At 67.1% G+C, this 17,103-nt stretch carries 16 protein-coding genes; 12 read left to right on the plus strand and 4 right to left on the minus strand.

Annotated elements, in window-relative coordinates; all coding sequences use genetic code 11:
- Positions 1-47: 47 nt before the first annotated feature.
- Entirely contained in the window at positions 48-260 is a 213-nt protein-coding gene (locus tag BZB76_RS13355) for a helix-turn-helix domain-containing protein (RefSeq protein ID WP_117404772.1), read from the minus strand.
- 298 nt (positions 261-558) lie between these two features.
- Between BZB76_RS13355 and BZB76_RS13360 the strand changes: the two genes are divergently transcribed.
- The 4 genes from BZB76_RS13360 (at position 559) to BZB76_RS13375 (ending at position 4,025) form a co-directional block, all read left to right on the plus strand.
- Positions 559-1,092 carry a 2,4'-dihydroxyacetophenone dioxygenase family protein gene (locus tag BZB76_RS13360; protein ID WP_121434707.1) on the plus strand — a complete coding sequence of 178 codons (534 nt, stop codon included), beginning with the start codon at positions 559-561 and terminating at the stop codon, positions 1,090-1,092.
- 94 nt (positions 1,093-1,186) lie between these two features.
- Positions 1,187-2,146: a hypothetical protein gene (locus BZB76_RS13365; protein ID WP_121434708.1), complete on the plus strand. Its 960-nt coding sequence runs from the start codon at positions 1,187-1,189 to the stop codon at positions 2,144-2,146.
- 172 nt (positions 2,147-2,318) lie between these two features.
- On the plus strand, positions 2,319-2,645 hold the full coding sequence (locus BZB76_RS13370) for a hypothetical protein (RefSeq protein WP_121434709.1): 327 nt from the start codon (positions 2,319-2,321) through the stop codon (positions 2,643-2,645).
- 141 nt (positions 2,646-2,786) lie between these two features.
- Entirely contained in the window at positions 2,787-4,025 is a 1,239-nt protein-coding gene (locus BZB76_RS13375; RefSeq protein WP_147449429.1) for a hypothetical protein, read from the plus strand.
- An 883-nt stretch (positions 4,026-4,908) separates the two neighbouring features.
- Here the strand turns inward: BZB76_RS13375 and BZB76_RS13380 are convergent.
- On the minus strand, positions 4,909-5,697 hold the full coding sequence (locus BZB76_RS13380; protein ID WP_121434711.1) for a hypothetical protein: 789 nt from the start codon (positions 5,695-5,697) through the stop codon (positions 4,909-4,911).
- A 247-nt stretch (positions 5,698-5,944) separates the two neighbouring features.
- Between BZB76_RS13380 and BZB76_RS13385 the strand changes: the two genes are divergently transcribed.
- On the plus strand, positions 5,945-6,775 hold the full coding sequence (locus tag BZB76_RS13385; protein WP_475647901.1) for an aldo/keto reductase: 831 nt from the start codon (positions 5,945-5,947) through the stop codon (positions 6,773-6,775).
- Positions 6,776-6,806: 31 nt separating this feature from the next.
- Positions 6,807-7,748 (plus strand): serine/threonine-protein kinase, encoded by a 942-nt coding sequence (locus BZB76_RS13390; RefSeq protein ID WP_121434713.1) that lies wholly within the window; start codon positions 6,807-6,809, stop codon positions 7,746-7,748.
- Positions 7,749-8,132: 384 nt separating this feature from the next.
- Here the strand turns inward: BZB76_RS13390 and BZB76_RS13395 are convergent, their stop codons facing one another.
- Positions 8,133-8,795, minus strand: a complete 663-nt coding sequence (locus BZB76_RS13395) for a thiaminase II/PqqC family protein (RefSeq protein WP_121434714.1) — start codon at positions 8,793-8,795, stop codon at positions 8,133-8,135.
- 129 nt (positions 8,796-8,924) lie between these two features.
- On the opposite strand from BZB76_RS13395, the gene BZB76_RS13400 reads away from it, so the two are divergent.
- The 4 genes from BZB76_RS13400 (at position 8,925) to BZB76_RS13415 (ending at position 13,605) form a co-directional block, all read left to right on the plus strand.
- Positions 8,925-10,208, plus strand: a complete 1,284-nt coding sequence (locus BZB76_RS13400; protein ID WP_121434715.1) for a citrate synthase — start codon at positions 8,925-8,927, stop codon at positions 10,206-10,208.
- 554 nt (positions 10,209-10,762) lie between these two features.
- The gene (locus tag BZB76_RS13405; RefSeq protein ID WP_121434716.1) at positions 10,763-11,665 is read left to right on the plus strand and encodes a hypothetical protein; all 903 of its coding nucleotides are present in this window, start codon (positions 10,763-10,765) and stop codon (positions 11,663-11,665) included.
- 314 nt (positions 11,666-11,979) lie between these two features.
- Entirely contained in the window at positions 11,980-12,621 is a 642-nt protein-coding gene (locus BZB76_RS35855; RefSeq protein WP_246006931.1) for a nucleoside triphosphate pyrophosphohydrolase, read from the plus strand.
- A 294-nt stretch (positions 12,622-12,915) separates the two neighbouring features.
- Complete coding sequence (locus BZB76_RS13415) at positions 12,916-13,605, plus strand: alpha/beta fold hydrolase (protein ID WP_121434717.1); 690 nt, start codon at positions 12,916-12,918, stop codon at positions 13,603-13,605.
- Positions 13,606-13,711: 106 nt separating this feature from the next.
- Here the strand turns inward: BZB76_RS13415 and BZB76_RS13420 are convergent, their stop codons facing one another.
- Positions 13,712-14,020 (minus strand): hypothetical protein, encoded by a 309-nt coding sequence (locus BZB76_RS13420; protein ID WP_121435456.1) that lies wholly within the window; start codon positions 14,018-14,020, stop codon positions 13,712-13,714.
- A 599-nt stretch (positions 14,021-14,619) separates the two neighbouring features.
- On the opposite strand from BZB76_RS13420, the gene BZB76_RS13425 reads away from it, so the two are divergent.
- A complete protein-coding gene (locus BZB76_RS13425; RefSeq protein ID WP_246007014.1) occupies positions 14,620-15,486 on the plus strand; it encodes a helix-turn-helix domain-containing protein in 867 nt (288 codons plus the stop codon).
- Between the two features lie 1,150 nt (positions 15,487-16,636).
- Entirely contained in the window at positions 16,637-17,038 is a 402-nt protein-coding gene (locus BZB76_RS13430; RefSeq protein WP_121434719.1) for a nitroreductase family deazaflavin-dependent oxidoreductase, read from the plus strand.
- Positions 17,039-17,103 lie beyond the last annotated feature (65 nt).

Here is a 17,103-nt window from a genome sequence, read left to right on the forward strand (position 1 = left end):
GGGGGACTTCCGATCATGTGCTCGTTCTTCCTCGTCTCGGGAGCGGGTCAGGCCTTCCTGCGCCTGGTGTTGCCGCCACGGCCACGCAGCGGCACACCCGCCTCCTTCAGCACGTTGTAGATGAACCCGTACGACCGACCGGTCTCGGCCGCCAGGTCACGGATGCTCTCACCGGCCGCGTACCGCGGTGCCAGCTCGGCGGCGAGCCGGGTGCGTTCGGCACCGGTGACGCGGGTGCCCCTCGACAATGTTCGAGCCACGGGGACCTCCTGTTCGCAAGGCTGGGCAGCGGGGCCCGTCCCCGCAGCTCACAGCAGTGTTGATCTCCCCAACGTACACATTCCCCCGATTACACCGTCGATGCCGCGCGAATCACCGCGAATTCGGCCGAAGCTGGTCTTTTTCATGGTCAACGGCGTGTCGCCCATGTACCGACACTCCTCCCGAGCCACACGGACCCGCCGGATCCAACAGAGATCCCGTAGACCAAGACAACCCCGGCCCCGACACGGTTCACTGCTGGACAACGGATCACGCACATTGGGGAGGCACCCGTCCATGCCCGAGGACGCGACCACGGAGTTCTGGAAGAGCCTGAAGCCCATCGAGAACTCGCAGAAGCCGGACGCCCTACCGGAGCTCTACCTGTCGAAGGTCGCCACCGACGACGACCGCTACTACGTGCCGTTCACCGAGACCGTCGGCTCCCGCCCGCTGTGGATCAACGTCAAGGACAACACCTGGTCGGACATCCTGCGCGCCACCAGCGCCGGTCTGGTGAACCGGCACTACCACCCGCACGAGGTGTTCGCCTACACCATCTCCGGCAAGTGGGGGTATCTCGAACGTCCCTGGACGGCCACCGCCGGTGACTTCATCTACGAGGCGCCCGGCGAGGGCCACACCCTCGTCGCCTACGAGCACGAGGAGCCGATGAAGACGCTGTTCATCGTCAAGGGCCCCCTCGTCTGGCTGGACGAGAACGGCGACCCCGACGGGTACTTCGACGTCCACGACTACATCGCGCTGTGCCGCGAGCACTTCGAGAAGGTCGGTCTGGGAGCCGACTTCATCGACCCGCTCTTCCGCTGACCCGCGTTATCCACAGAACGAGATTCTGCTGCTTTCCGCCGCGGCGGCGGTACATGCTGGCCACGTCCCGCCGCCGCGAGGAAGGAGCGGCCCCATGGCCACGATCACGTTCCCCGTCCCGTCGACCACGACCTCCCGGTTCGCCGTCGCCGCCGAGAGCGTCCCGCAGGACCTCCCCGGCCTCCTGCACAGACATCCGACCGGCCCCTTCCACGCCCACATCACCGGCCGCCTCGGCTCACCCCAACTCCAGGTCGCCCGTGAGGACCTCTCCTCCTTGTGCTGGGATCCCGGGCAGATCAGGGCGGTCCGGCTCGAAGACCGGCACGCCGCACGAGCTTTCAACGACGCGACCGAGTTCGCCGTCGTCACCGCCTTCGCGCCGATCACCGACCAGCCCCGCGGCGTCCAGGTCGCCCGCTCCGCCGCGCACACCATCGCCGAGGCCACCGGCGGAATCATGGCCGACCTGGTCACGGGCCACGTCCTCACACCGTCCGCGCCCGAGAGAACACGGTTCGTGCTGGGCGATCACTGGCTCGGCGACGTTCTGCCACCCTCCCGGGCCAACGGCCACTGCACGGCCCCCGACCCCGAGATGGACCCCGAGGGCGTGAACGGCTGCGCCTGCGTCCGCCTGCAGACCCGCGGGCTCCGCCGGTTCGGCCTCCCCGAACTCCAGATCAGCGAGGTCGCCTGCCCCCACGACCTGGCCGCCCTCAACGTCCTGCGCACAACGGCCCGCCGACTCCTGACCGACCACTGGTCCTGGCTGGCCACTGGCCCCGCGGCGCGCACCCGAACGATCGCCGCCGACCTCCGACTGGCCCGGGGCGACTTCAACGACTTCTGGGGCTCCACCCGCCGCACCCCACCCACTCCCCCGACCGCCTTCCACGTCACCCTGTCCCCGCGAACCCCACGTCTCCTCACGGTGGCCCCACCCGCAGACTTCGACGGCACGATCAACGACTGGCTCTGGGACGACACCCTCCCCCTGGGCATGTACGACGTCCTTCAAGCCCACCCCGACCCCCTCCCCACAGCCGCCTAACCCCACCTGAAACCACCCGCGCACTCGCGCCCACATCCGCACTGTCCTCAGCCGCACCGGCGCCCACCACCTCACCTGCGCAGTGGGGCCGAAGTCCACGCTGGGGCGAGGTCGACCAGAGCCCCGCCGGGTCGTTCACGTACTCCGCGCTACAAGCCGGTGAGCTGCGAGGTTGCTGACGAAAGTCAAGGGGGCCGCGGGGACGCCCGGCGAGGACGACGTCCGCCACATGGACTGGGCCGTCGCCGCGGCGGGCGCACAGCCCGAGCGCGGCCGGGTTGTCCTCGAACCGACCGATCCTGCTGACGCCGACAGGACGTTCGACAACGCCGGATGGGCGAGGCAGAAGGCGATCGCGAGCTGCGCGGGCGTGACGCCGAACCCGTCGGCGATCCGCCGGATCTCCGGAAGCGCGGCGCGAATTCTGGTCACCGATGGCCGAAGGCGCGCCTCCCCGAGTACGGCGTCCGGCGGCAAGTGCCCATCCGGATATGTCTAGAGATGTCAGGCATATCGTCCGGGGAGATCGAGCGGACTCAAATGATCTCCCAATTGACTGTGAGCAATACCGAACACTCTGTAGCCGGAGTGACTACGATCGGCATTCACACGGTGACCGACGCGATCCCCCGGGGCAGAGATGTACCGTTTCCTGACACAGCCCGTTTCTGTCGCGATGTTCAGCGACCTGCTCCGGTACACCACCGGAGTACTGGGCTGCACCGCCCTGGCCGGCTTCATCTCGATCAGCGCGGCCACCCCCGTCGAGGCGGTCGCCTCCGCCGCACCTGAGCCGCACAGGTCCCTACCGCCGGTCTGTCGTCGTGCCCAGATATCCGGCGACAGGCACGCGACGTACAAGTGCAAGGAGGCATGGCTGGCGATGTACGAGCGATCCCGGAGGCGATCCGGACGCGGCCGGGAATTCTCCCGTCGGAGCGACCGATTCGAATGGAAGTTCAAGGTCAGACGGGATCCCCAGACGCCGAAGCGGGTCGACGAGCCCCGCCCCCGGCCCACCGTGGTGGACGCCCCGAAGGTCACCTCCCCCTCCCCGTCGCGTCCTCGCAGCTCGCCACCACGTGTCTCACCGGCTCCACAACCAACCCTCACCCCCCGCCAGGCGCAGAACCTCGACTCGCGACCGTTCCTTTTGGAGCCGCTCCTACTCTTCGGCCTCCTGCTACCGGCCGCCGCGGCGATCTGCTACTCGTTCCGGCGCCGCCTTTGCGCCGCCGTCGGGCTGTCCGCGATCTCCGCGGCCATGACCGCGAGCCCACAACCCGCCCTGCTCACCTTTCGCTCCGAACTCGATCCCTTCGCCGCTCCCGCCACCGGACTGACGGGTCCGGGTGCCATCGCATCCGCTCGGGCACTGGCGCTGACCGCCCTCGACGAGTACGGCCACAGTTCTCTCGTGGTGATCCCCCGCCCCGACGCCATCGCTCTGTTCGGCCTGGGTGAGGACGAGCTTCTCGACGACGACACCGCCGGTCTCTTCATCCCCGGCAACCTCGACGCCGCCTTGGCGTACCTCGAGACCGAACTCGTCATCCGCCAGAACACCGGCGTCACCCAGGGACGCCGCCTCCTCCTGGTGGCGGACTGCGCGACCGAGGGCGACCGGATCCACAAACTTCTCGGCCGGCATCCCGGCGCCGTCTGCGCGATATTGCTCGGCTCCTGGACCGGCGACCAGGCCACCGTCGACGAGGAAGGGCTGGTCGACGCCCCTCCGGCCCTGGCCGCCACTCTGCCGAACCGCCTACCCGCCATCTCCCGCGTCGAGGCCCGCGAACGCCTCCTCTCCGCACTCGCCCGCCAACAACAAGATCGAGAACCCCCTTCCAAACGCCGCTCCACCCCACGCCGCCCCTGACCCCCACCACCACACAACGACGGTTCAGGCCCGGAACCGCGCAACCCCCACCCACGACTTAGGTCATGCGCACCTCCGACCAATCTCACCGCCCCAAACGAGAAACACAGGGCCCATCTCGATGAGGAGCCAACCCACCCGCAAAACCTCGAGCGCACCCCGCGCAGAGCGTCGCCGCGTCCGAGTAGCCAATCCGCCGCAACGCCGCATTCACCCACGGCCCACCTCCAGCGCTCACACGCACTCGAGCTGGCGAGACGGGCACACACAGCCGAAGCCCGCCTCGACCAAGAGCCCACCCACAGAAGGCACTCGGCCCCAGCGCACTGGCACGTCCCCGACTGTCCAGTGGAGCGACACGACGCTCACACACCGCCCGCCTCCGCGACGCCCACAAGCACTCAACGCCCCGAGACGGTTCGTCCTCCTAGCGGGGGCGGACAACCAGGGCCAGGAGTTCAGCACGTACGTGATCCCAGCCACCGTCAGCAGCGGCAACACCCAGCGCCAAACCCACCTCGACCCGAAAGCCCCACAAACCCACCCACTCAGCCAGCGCAAGCACATCAACACGCCCGACTGTGATTGGAATGACGCGATCCTCACACACCGCCCGCCGCTAGGACGCTCACAAGCACTCAGTCGGGCTGAGAGAGAAGGCAACGTCTGGATCTGGCTAGCGGAGGGACTCAACCCGGCCGGACGAGTTCCAGCACGGGGGCGTCCGGGCGCGGGCGGGCCGATGGTTTGCCGGGAGAAGGCGGCACTGGACGGTTCTTGGGGGAGGTCGGCCAGGAGTGGGATTGAGGCACGGGCTAGGGCGGTTCGTGATGGATCGGTTGGCGGCGTCCGGGCGTGCGGCTACAGCCATCTGTGGTGGGCCTTAAGGGGACGGTGTCCGTTGGTGTTTTGCGATCTCGGTGCGGAGGGCCGAGAGGCGGCGTAGGGCGTTGTTGAGGGTTCTCAGGTCCGGCGGCTCGTCGGCTTGTCGGTCGATGTAGGACGCGCAGCGCAGTATCCAGCCGCGGACGACGTCCTCCGTTCTGGTCTCGGCCTGCCGTGTTCTGCGCAGGTCCAGTTCGCGTTTCTCCTCGGCGACCCGGCGCATCAGTGTCTCGTCCGCGCTCAGGGCCCGGATGTCGGCGACCGAGTAGCGGCCGAGGCGGTCTGTTGCGAGGTCGCGTTCGACGGCGATCCGGGCGAACGTTCTGCGGGGCCAGGAGAGGATCGTTGCGGCTCCAGCGGCGTCGACGGTGTCGGTCAACGGCCCCTTACGGGCGGAGACGACTTTTTCGACGGCGTGAGGGTCGAGTTGGCCCAGGTCGCGCAGGAGGTAGACCGGGTATCCGCGGAAGCTGCTGATGACGTCGAGGTCGCCCTGGGCGGCCAGGACTTCGACGTCGCGCCTGTCGACGTCGAGCCCGAGCCGTGCGGCCAGGATGGTGGCCGCCCTGGCGGACCCGATCGGCGGGTCGTCACCGAATCTGGCGATGACCTCCTCGGCATGACCCCGGTATTTCTCGGCGAGACTCGCGGACCATCGTTCGCCGTCGAGATCGGGATCGGGGAGGATTCCGTGCTCTAGGCCTACGCGCATCTGCCATCGGGTGAGCCCGAGATGCCGGGCGAACTGGTGGGCGCCGAAGTAGGCGCGAAAAGTCTGTTCGGGCACGCTTTTCGCCTTTCTTTGCCGCGGTGAGACGTTGACCAGCCTCGTTCACGGGGGCCGCCCCGGACAATAGAATGTGATTCTGTGGATAACTTGAGGGGCGATTTTTCCTGTTTGTCGGCGATTGGCGTCTCAGGGTGGGAGAATGAGCGCGATACGGAGGCTGGGCATCGGGTTGGCGGCCTTGGGGCGGCCGGCGTACATCAACGTGGGCCGGGCGGACGAGCTTCCAGGTCGGAGCGTGGAACAGATGCGCGCGGCCACCTGGAGCGTGCTCGACACCGCCTACGCCGCGGGGATTCGATGGGTGGACACGGCGCGGTCGTACGGTAGAGCCGAAGAGTTCCTGGGGGGCTGGCTCACGGCACGCCGTCCGGAAGAGTTGGTGGTGTCGAGCAAATGGGGATACACCTACGTCGGTGATTGGAAGATCGACGCAACTGTGCACGAGGTCAAGGAGCACAGCATCACCCGTTACCGGGATCAGTACGACGAGACCCGCGCCCTTCTCAACGATTATTTGTCTGTCTATCAGGTGCATTCACTCACCGAGGCGAGTCCTTTGTTCCAGGACGTTCGGCTACAGGCCGCCCTGGCCGAGGCTGCCGCCGATGGTGTTCGTGTCGGTTTCTCGACGTCCGGACCGAGGCAGGCTGAAACGATAAGGAAGGCGATGGCGCTGGAGGTGTCCGGTCGTCGGCTTTTCAGTACCGTCCAATCGACTTGGAACGTCCTTGAGACGTCCGCTGAGGACGCACTACGAGAAGCCCACGCCGCAGGACTTCATGTGCTTGTCAAGGAGGTACTCGCCAATGGAAGACTCGCCGCGGAGCCGCCCCTGGCGGTGCGGACGATCGCGGCGGAGAAGCGTGTCGGACCGGACGCCGTCGCCCTTGCGGCGGCACTGAGCCGGCCGTGGGCGGGCACGGTTCTCCTCGGCGCGGTCAGTCCCGCGCAGTTGCGAGCCAATCTGGCCGGGGCGGACCTGGTCCTCGATGAGACCGATCTGGGCACCATGGCGGATCTGAGCGTCTCGGCTGAGGCGTACTGGGCCGAACGAAGCGCCCTTCCCTGGACGTGAGGACCTTCCGGTCGGACGAACGGGGTGGGGCATGGCACGATTGAGCGCGCCCCAGCACGATCGGATCTCCATGCAGCCAGACCTTCCTCAGATAATCGGCCCGTACCGCGTGGTCGCCCGGCTCGGTTCCGGTGGGATGGGAGAGGTGTTCCTCGGCGCGTCACCGAGCAGACGGCTGGTCGCGGTGAAGGTCATCCGGTCCGAGTTTCTGGACGATCCCAGGTGGAGGGCGAGGTTCCGCCGTGAGGTCACATCCGCGCGGTCGGTCAGCGGCTTCTACACGGCGCCGGTCGTCGACGCGGATCCGGACGCCGACCAGCCATGGCTCGCGACGCAGTACATCCGTGGTGTGAGCCTGTCCAGAGTCGTTTCGGAGAAGGGGCCACTGCGTGAACAGGCCGCATGTCATCTGGGAGCCGGGCTGGCCGAAGCTCTGATCGCGATCCATCGGGCGGGGATCGTCCACCGGGACCTGAAACCGTCGAACGTCCTACTAGCGGCGGACGGCCCGAGGGTCATCGATTTCGGCATCGCGCGGCCTCTCGACGCGCTGCCCCTGTCGAAGACGGAGATTCTGGGGACACCCGCGTACATGTCACCGGAACAGGCCCTGGGCGAACCCGTCCAACCGGAAAGCGACGTGTTCTCTCTCGGTTCGACGCTCGTTTTCGCGGCGACCGGCGCGGCACCGTTCGGAACCGGCCACAAGGTTCGCGCACGTATCGTCCACCGCGAGCCTGACCTGAGCCGGTTGCCCGACCCCATGCGTGGACTGGTGACACGCTGTCTCGTCAAGGATCCTGCGGAGCGTCCCACTCCGGAGCAGGTCCTCGTCGCGCTGTCCACGTTGCTGGACGCGCACTACGGCGAGGAGTGGCCGCCGGTGGACGTCGAGCAGTTGATCGGCGTGCAGGAACGGACACTGGTCGAAATCACCGCGGAGTTGCCGACCCTGCGCGAACCGCCAGGCTAGTTCGAGGAGCAGCCTGGGGCACTCCTCCGCTTGGTTCGCGGTAGGACCAGCTCACATCGACACGATGGCCGTCGAGATGGCCCCCCGGAACCACGGCTCCGTGACCGTCACCCCGCCCCTGCGCCACAGCCGGGCGCCGCTCCCCCCTGGCAGCCCGTTTTCCTTCTCAGCCGCCGCGTCCGCCGCTGGATCGACTTCGTCGGCCTTCGTGATCGGTCGGGACTCAGGTCGGCCGCTGGACGCGCGCCTGACCGGATTCACGAGCCTTACCGATGGAGACGGCTTCCGCGGAAGCGGCGGAGCGCTGACGCCAGAGGCCTTCCATGCACCGTGCTTCGGACCCGGCTGTCACGCGTGGCACTGCCTCGGTGCTGCGTTGGTGGCTTAAGGCAGGTCCGCTGCCAGGACGTCCCAGAAGGCGATCTCGTACGCGTGTAGGAGGCGTGCGGCGCGCACCGTCCCCTCCGGGTCGTCGCCGGACTCGAGCCCGTACGCGATGACGTCCAGGGCCAGTTCCTCGAAACCCGGCGGCGTCTGGGCGAAGAAGGTGAAGAAGGCGACGTCCTTTTCGCTGAAGCCGTGATGTGCCTGGACCGCCAGCGCGGTGCGGGAGCAGTACGCGCCCCACTCCTCCAGGTTGGCCAACATGGCCAGAGCGACCTCACTCGCGGTACCGAATGCCGCCCTCTGCGCGAGGTAGGCGGGGTAGGCCTGCGCGAACGGCTTCGGCTCGTAGGTACTGAGATTCTTCTCACTCTCACCGAGCGCGCCGACGAAGTCACCGAGAAGCTCCAGCGCGCGTCCCTCGCCCTGGGCGAGCCCGAGGAAGAACTCGCCGGCCGGCGGCTCGGGAAACCGCGCGGCCAGGAGCGCGAAACTGCGCCGATCACTACGAACGATCAGGGACTCCTCGGCGGCCAGCCAGACCAGGCGTTCTCTGGGCAGCTCACCGGATTCCAGCAGGTCGACGAAGCGGTTCGGGACGGTCGCATCCGCGAGTTCCCGGCGAGCACGTGCGACGAGCTGGGCGGCACTGTGTCGGGTCATGGGTCCACCGCAGCACTCGCGGCCACACGGAGTCAACGAGGTGGCCGCCGATCGGCGTGTGTGATCACGTGGATACGATGAAGAGCGGAACGTCTACGCAGGTGCGGACGCAGTTGGGAGTGAGCGTGCATGTCGGATTTCGAACTGGGCCACGCAGGCGGACGGATGCCGCTGGAGGTGACCGAGTCGACCGAGGGCCCCTCGGGACTGGGCGTGGGCAACCTCATGAAAGAGACCGGTCACGTCACCCTTGACCCCGGCTTCACCAATACCGCGTCCACCACGTCGGCCATCACCTACATCGACGGTGAGGCGGGCATCCTGCGCTACCGGGGCTACCCGATCGAGGAACTGGCGGAGAAATCGTCCTTCTTGGAAGTGGCCTATCTGCTTATCTATGGTGAACTTCCGAAGCCGCACGAGTTGAGCAAGTTCACCGACAACATTCGTAACCACACATTGCTGGACGAGAAGTTCCGCGCGTTCTTCTCCGCATTCCCGCGTCGGGCGCATCCCATGGCGGTGCTGTCGTCCGCGGTCAGCGCACTGTCGACGTTCTACCAGGACAGTCTCGACCCGTTCGACCCTGAGCAGGTCGACCAGTCCAGCTTCCGGCTCATCGCCAAGCTCCCCACGATCGCGGCGTACGCGTACAAGACCTCGAACGGCCAACCGCTGCTCTACCCGGACAATTCTCTCGGGTACGTGGAGAATTTCCTGCGCATGACGTTCGGCCTGCCGACGCAGCCGTACGAGATCGACCCCGAGATCGTCCGTGTCCTGGACATGCTGTTCGTCCTGCACGCCGACCACGAGCAGAACTGTTCCACGTCCACCGTGCGGCTGGTCGGCTCCAGCCAGGCGAACCTGTTCTCTTCCGTCTCCGCGGGTGTGGACGCACTGTTCGGCCCGCTGCACGGTGGCGCCAACCAGGCCGTCCTGGAGATGCTGGAACGCATTCACGAGGACGGCGACGACGTCGACTCGTTCGTCGAGCGCGTGAAGAAGAAGGAACCCGGCGTCAAACTGATGGGTTTCGGGCACCGCGTCTACCGCAACTACGACCCGCGTGCGGCGGTCGTGAAGAAGGCGACGGGCAAGGTACTCGGGGCGCTCGGCAAGTCCGACCCGCTGCTCGACCTGGCCATGCGTCTGGAAGAGGTCGCACTGAGCGACGACTACTTCGTCGAACGCAAGCTCTACCCGAACGTGGACTTCTACACCGGCGTCATCTACAAGGCGATCGGCTTCCCGACCAACGCCTTCACCGTCCTTTTCGCTCTCGGACGACTGCCCGGGTGGATCGCCCAGTGGCGGGAGATGCTGAACGACCCGGCGACCAAGATCGGACGTCCCCGTCAGGTGTACGTGGGACCGGGCGAGCGGCACTACGTGGAGCCGTCCGCGCGCTGACGGTTCGTCCATTACCACCACACCGTTCGACCGCGTGAAGCGGGCGGGTTCACCTACCCGCCCGCTTTTTCGCGCGCTCCCACGGACTGCCGATACAGCCTGTGGACGACTTCTCCAAGGCGGCTCCTTCACGCCCGTGAACCTGCCGAGCCCTGAAGTTCTCGCGAAGCCTCCAACTGTGCGAACTTGACCCGACGCACCAGAATCTGTGCGCCTACCCGGTACCAGCAAACGGCAATGCGACCACCTAAAGACCTGAGGTTTTCTGTTCTCGACCAACCGCAAGCACAGTTGCTCGGACGATTCGCACCGCATGCTCACGATGCCACTGCATCACATGCGTCTCCAAAGCCTGAACGCCTCGAAGGCACCGGCAGGGCGATCCACCGTACTCAGCCGCAAGACCAGTCTTGCGTCTGGCAGATTCCGACCCCTTGAGCCGACATTTCCGACTTCTCCCTGAGGTTATCCACAGTGTTCCGTTCTACTGTTCCTGCTCGGCCCTCTCCTCGAAGCTGGACACCACACGCCGAAACAAGCCAGAGGAGGCCGCGTTGCCCATCACGATCACGGTTCCGGAGGAGACGACCTCCGGTTTCGTCGTCGCCGCCGACAGGAAATTCGACGACCTGTCGGCGGTGATCCGGCATGGGCTCCCCGACTCGCTCGCAGACGCGGTGTCGCGACGGGTCGGCAGCCCCCGACTCACGATCACGTCTTACCGCGCCACGGATTCGCCGTGGGATCTCGGCGATGTCGTCGGCCTCGACGAGGAGGACGCCGCACGGGCCGTGAAGGCCACCTGTCATATCGGCGTCACGTCCGCCCTGCCGGTCGGTGATCTCCCGTCCGGGCCTCACACGGCCCGTGCCATCGCCATGGCGATCGCCGAATCGGTCTCCGGAGTCCCTGTGGACCTCGCGTCGAACGAACCCCTGCCCATCGTCCCGTTCGAACGCCTCGACGAGTTCCTCCTTGCCGACAACTGGCTCGGCGTCGCTCTGCCGCCCCATCGGAACTCCGGTGACTGCACGGCCGAAGAGGAGGACATCGACGGCTGCGCCTGTGTCGACCTCACCACACGTGGCCTCCACCGGTTCGGGTTGCCCGAACTGGAGATCACCGACGTGGCCTGCCCGCACAGTCTGGCCGCGCTCAACGTCCTCCGCACCACGGCGCAGCGGCTCCTCCCCCTCGGCAGACACCCGGGCGAGCACACCGTGCCCAACGAACTCATGCTGACAAGCACCGACTTCGCCACCTACTGGGGATACAGCGACCCGATGTGGGACGACGGCCCCCTCCCGATCGACCTCGTGGAGGTGAACCCCACCCGCCTGGCCATCCGACCACCGATCGACTTTCCCGGGACACTGAACGAATGGCTCTGGGACGAACTCCCGCCCATCCTGCACGAACTCCTGAGCTGCGAGCCAGACCGCCCCGAACCGAACTGAGACCGGTAGTACACGCGGCCGACATGGGCGGTCACACCAGCCACTGACCGCGCACGGAGCCGTCCAACACGAGGAGGGGTGGCCGCACGGGTGCGGCGGTTCTTCTCTCCTCCAAGAAGAGAGAAGAAGCCTCCTCCCCGCTACCGGTCGAGTCGGGTCTGCTGTCGCGGCCATCAGTGCCACACGGGTGCGGCCAGGGGCTAGTGCCCGCGTCGCCAGAAACGTTGCCCAAGAGTCAGTTGCCGTCGCCGAGCCGCGGACACCCTGACGGCAACCGCACCATCGGTCGGCGTCAGTCGCTAGCGTCGATCGTCATGGAGAGCGATGGAGCAGGAGGCACGTTGGAGAGGGTCCTGGCGGACGTCGCGGCCGAGCGTCAGGCCCAGGATCGAATGTGGGGTCTCCAGGACTTCCCCGATGGGAGCGGCCCGGAGTTCACCGAACGCGCGGAGGGGGCGAAACGGGAATGCGCCGCGGCCGCGACGCGCGGCGAGTTGACATGGCGGCACGTCCTGACCGAAGAGTTCTACGAGGCCCTCGCCGAGTCGGACCCCGAAGCCCTGCGGACAGAACTCGTCCAAACGGCGGCCGTCGCCGTGAAGTGGATCCAGTCGCTGGATCTCCGCCACGGCACGACAACACGTCAGAGCAAGGGAGGAACCGAGAAGCTCGTTCGCGATCGGATACCCGAAATCATCCGGAAGTCAGGGCGGGTGCCGCAGACCCGCATCGCGCATCCCGACGAGTACGTCCATCTGCTGCGCGCCAAGCTCTACGAGGAGGTCGGAGAGTACGCCGCAAGCGGAGACCCCGAAGAACTCGCTGACGTGCTGGAGGTGCTCCATGCCTTGGCCGCGCTTCACGGAGTCACGCCCGCCGAACTGGAGAAGCGACGTTCCGCCAAGGCCGCGATCCGCGGCGCCTTCTCCGACCGCATCGTCCTACACCAACCGTAACGGCGTCGAACGCGAACGGAGCCGACGGCGCTTCCGCCTCAACGAAGGCCGGCCCGCCGTGGCCGCCCCTGAGGCGTCGACCCGACCATCCACCGCCACACCGCGAAGACAACAAGCGGCGTGCCCTGCAGGCTCCGACGGACCGAAGTCCGCACACGTATGCGTCACACCATGAGGCCGTCGTAAGAGATGGGATGTCACTCAGCGTGGAAGGTTGAGGAGAGAGCAGGGATACCGCTGTCGGGGGCGGCTGGTAGTCATCAGCCCATCGCGAAGAGCCGGAAATGGGGAAGCATGGCGACGTTCACACTCATCCCGGGTGCAGGCGGTCGGGCCTGGTACTGGCATCGGCTTGTTCCCGAGTTGCAGGCGCGGGGGCACGACACCATCGCGGTCGATCTTCCGGCCGGGGACGATTCCGCAGGTCTCGGCGCGTACACCGACACCGTGGTGGAAGCGATCGCCGGACGGACGAACGTGATCCTGGTGGCCCAGTCCATGGGCGGTCTCACGGCTCCGCTGGTCTGCGAACGCGTACCGGTGGCCCTGCTGGTCCTGCTCAACGCCATGGTGCCGAGACCTGGTGAAACAGGCGGCGACTGGTGGGGCAACACCGGCCAGGCGCAGGCCATGGCCGACCTTGCGGCGCGTGAGGGGCGAGGCCCGCTCGACGACGGGGACAGCTTCTTCCATGACGTCCCACCGGACGTGAAGGCGGAAGCATTCGCTCAGGGCGAGCCGCCGCAGTCGTCGACGCCTTTCGCCGAGCCATGGCCGCTTCAGGCGTGGCCCGACACGCCGACCGTGTTCCTCCAGGGGAGGGACGACCGCTTCTTCCCGCTCGACTTCCAACGTCGCGTCGTCCGAGAGAGGCTCGGCATACCGGTGGACGAGATGCCGGGCGGCCATCTGGTTTCCCTGAGTCGCCCCAAGGAACTCGCCGAACGTCTTGAGAGGTATCGCGTGGAGCGAACTTCCCTCTGATCGCGTCCACGGACCTGAGGCTCGGGCGCGGCGGCGTGCACGCTCGCCGCCTTCGTCCTGGCGCGCCGCGACGCCTGAGGCGGCACGTCAGGACGAAGGCGAGCCTTCAGCGCGGTTGAAGGGCCGATGTCCGGACGGCCAGGCGCTCGCGGAGCATGTCGACGGCCTCGACGATGTGCGGCGCGGCGGCCTGGGCGCGGACGCGGCGGCCCTCCAGGTCCACGACGGCCTGCGCCAGCGCCGGGCGCGGCAGCGACCGGTCGGCCACGACACTCAACGTGACTTGGACGGACGTGACATCGCCCGCGGACGCCAGCGCCTGCCGGACGGCACGCTCCGCCGCCCCGCGTTCGTGCGCCGTGACATCACCCGAGGTCAGAAACCGGATCTGCGGCCCCTCACGGGTCGCGTTCATGACTCCCCCCAGTGACGCGATGGTGCGGAGGCGCTTCGCCTCACTGAACACAGAACGTCGCACGCGTCCCAGAACTCACCCGGATCGGACGAGAGCTTCATCACCTCGCCGCGAGATCGGTGCGGCGGCGGGCCGGGTTCCGACATCATCCCTTTGGCGGCAGGCCCCCGTTTGTTCACCGGAATGCGGAGTGAACGTCTTTCGAACGCCATGTGCCGCACGTGAAATCACGCGCCCCAGATTGGTCGACGGCGGCGTCGGAGAACGCCTGTCAATTCGTGCACCAGCCGGACCTCGGCTCCGGATACGGTCCGTCCGCCCGTCCCCGCTTCCTCGGGGGTGCCACGTTCCGCATTCATGTAAACACCCACGGCACGGACTCACCGACCGTGCCCGCCAGCGGGTGGACGCACTACCTGGCTCGTCGCCTTACACCATCCAAGGAAGGCGAATTCATGCTTCCCAAAAAGGCGGTCGCATCCTCTAACATAGTGCGGTGCCATGCCCTCTCCGAGCAGACCCGTCGACTGGCTGGTGACCCCTTGGCCCAGAGTTCAGCTGCCCCAACACCTCCGTCCGAAGGTGAACCGGTCGGACGGCTGATCGAGTATCCCCGCCGCGGCGGGCCCACGGTCCTGCGCATCCTGCTCGGCGCGCAGCTACGCCGTCTCCGCGAGGCCCGCGGGATCTCCACCGAGCAGGCGGGATACGAGATCCGCGGCTCGCACTCCAAGATCAGCCGGATGGAGCTCGGTCGCGTCGGTTTCAAGGAGCGCGACGTCTCCGACCTGCTCACCCTCTACGGGGTCTCCGACCCCGCCGAACGCGCGCCGCTGCTGGAGCTGGCGAAGGAGGCCAACACTCCCGGTTGGTGGCACCGCTACGGCGACGTCCTACCGAGCTGGTTCGAGGTCTACCTCGGGCTGGAAGAGGCGGCGTCGCTCCTGCGCACCTACGAACTGCAGTTCGTACCCGGCCTGTTGCAGACCGAGGACTACGCGCGGGCCGTCGTCCGGCTCGGCTTCTCCGACGCCGCCGAGGACGAGGTCGAGCGGCGCGTGCAACTCCGCGCGACCCGGCAGGAACGTTTCACATCCGCGAGCGCCCCGACGCTGTGGGCCGTCGTGGACGAGGCGGTCGTCCGGCGTCCACTCGGTGGCCGCACGGTGATGCGGCAGCAGATCGAGCATCTGATCGAAATGTCGGAACTGCCCAACGTGACGCTGCAGCTCGTGCCGTTCGGCGCCGGAGGCCACGCCGCGGCGGGCGGCCCGTTCACCATCCTGCGGTTCGCTGAGCCAGGCCTGTCCGACGTCGTCTACCTGGAGCAGCTCACCAGCGCGCTCTACCTCGACAAGCCGACGGACGTCGACACCTACATGCGCGCCATGAACAACCTCTGCATCACGGCCGCCCGTCCCGACCGAACCGCGGACCTTCTCGCCGGCATCCTCAAAGACATCTGATTCCGCCGAACACACCAACAGGCCGTTCGCGGGCTCGTCCGGTACGGACACCAGGCCCGGGCAGGAGTGCCTTCCGCTCTCCGTCCGGGCCACCTGCAACGACGACGTGAGTGCGCTGAGCCTCTACGAGGCGCGGCTAACCGATCGCGGACGCGACGAAACGACTCTGACCCTGCCCAGCACACCGATGACACGGGAGGTGCCTTGGCAGCTCGCGCGGTGCGGACACCAGGCCGGGCAGGCGCGTCCCCAGCTCCCAGCCTTCTGCGATGACGTCGTGGGGTCGCTGAGTCCGTACAAGGCGCAGCTCACCGATCACGAAGGCAACGAAACGATCCCTGATCGTCCCAGGCGCACTCATGGCGCAAGAGGTGCGTTGGCGGCTCGCCTGGTGCGGACACCGAGCTGAGCAGGCGAGACCTTAGCCCCCGTCCGGGCTACCTGCGATGACGTCGTGGGTCTCCCCGTACGAGGTGCGGCTCACTGGTCGCGGACGCGACGAAACGACTCTGACCCTGCCCAGCGCACCAATGACACGGGAGGGGCCCTGGCGGCTTGTGCGGGTGCGGACACCGCCGGGCGGGGAAGTCCTCCCTCCAGGCTGCCTGCAATGAGGTCGTGGACGTCCCCGTACAAGGTGCAGCTCACCGATCGCGGACGCGACGAAACGACTCTGACCCTGCCCAGCGCACCAATGACACGGGAGGGGCCCTGGCGGCTTGTGCGGGTGCGGACACCGCCGGGCGGGGAAGTCCTCCCTCCAGGCTGCCTGCAATGAGGTCGTGGACGTCCCCGTACAAGGTGCAGCTCACCGATCGCGGACGCGACGAAACGACTCTGACCCTGCCCTGCGCACCGATGACACGGGAGGGGCCTGGGCGGGTCGCGTGGTGCGGGCGCCGCTGGGCGGGAGGGTCTTCGATCTTCGTCCGGGGCCGTAGGAGGTGCGGCTCACGCGTGGCGGATGCTGCGAATGGATCCTGCCAGGGGTGATGGCGGTGTGGGTGCTGGGAACTGTGTTGGGGCGGGATTGGTGCAGGTGGGAGGGGGGCTGAATGAGGGGCGTTCTGTGGGGGAAGGTCGCGGAAGGTTCGGCTGTTATGTGGGGGGCCGTACCGGAGCGGACCGAACTCAACGTTGAGGAGAATTCATGCTGTTCGGTAAGGAGCATGTCGCGCGTTACCAGGAGACCGACGGTGAAGTAGGGCACGAGTGGCAGGGGACCGTCACGCTGCTGCTCACGACGATCGGGCGGCACAGTGGGAAGGAGCGCACGACGCCGCTCATCTACCAGCCCGCAGGGGACGCCTACGCCGTGGTGGCGTCCAAGGGCGGGGCCGACGACCATCCCCTCTGGTACAAGAATCTGCAGGCTAACCCCGAGGTGAAAGTCCAGGTGAAGGGGGACAAGTTCACCGCGCGCGCCCGGACGGCGACACCCGAGGAAAAGCCCGCGTTGTGGGAGAAGATGGTGGCCGTCTGGCCCGATTTCGCGACATACCAGACCAAGACGGACCGCGATATACCCGTGGTCGTCCTTGAACGCGTCTGAACCCCGTTTCACTTTCGCGGCGCGGACGGGACGTGTAGCGTCGCCGTAGAACATTCATTCGACCG

It is taken from the genome of Actinomadura pelletieri DSM 43383 (assembly GCF_003634705.1).
Taxonomy (GTDB): domain Bacteria; phylum Actinomycetota; class Actinomycetes; order Streptosporangiales; family Streptosporangiaceae; genus Spirillospora; species Spirillospora pelletieri.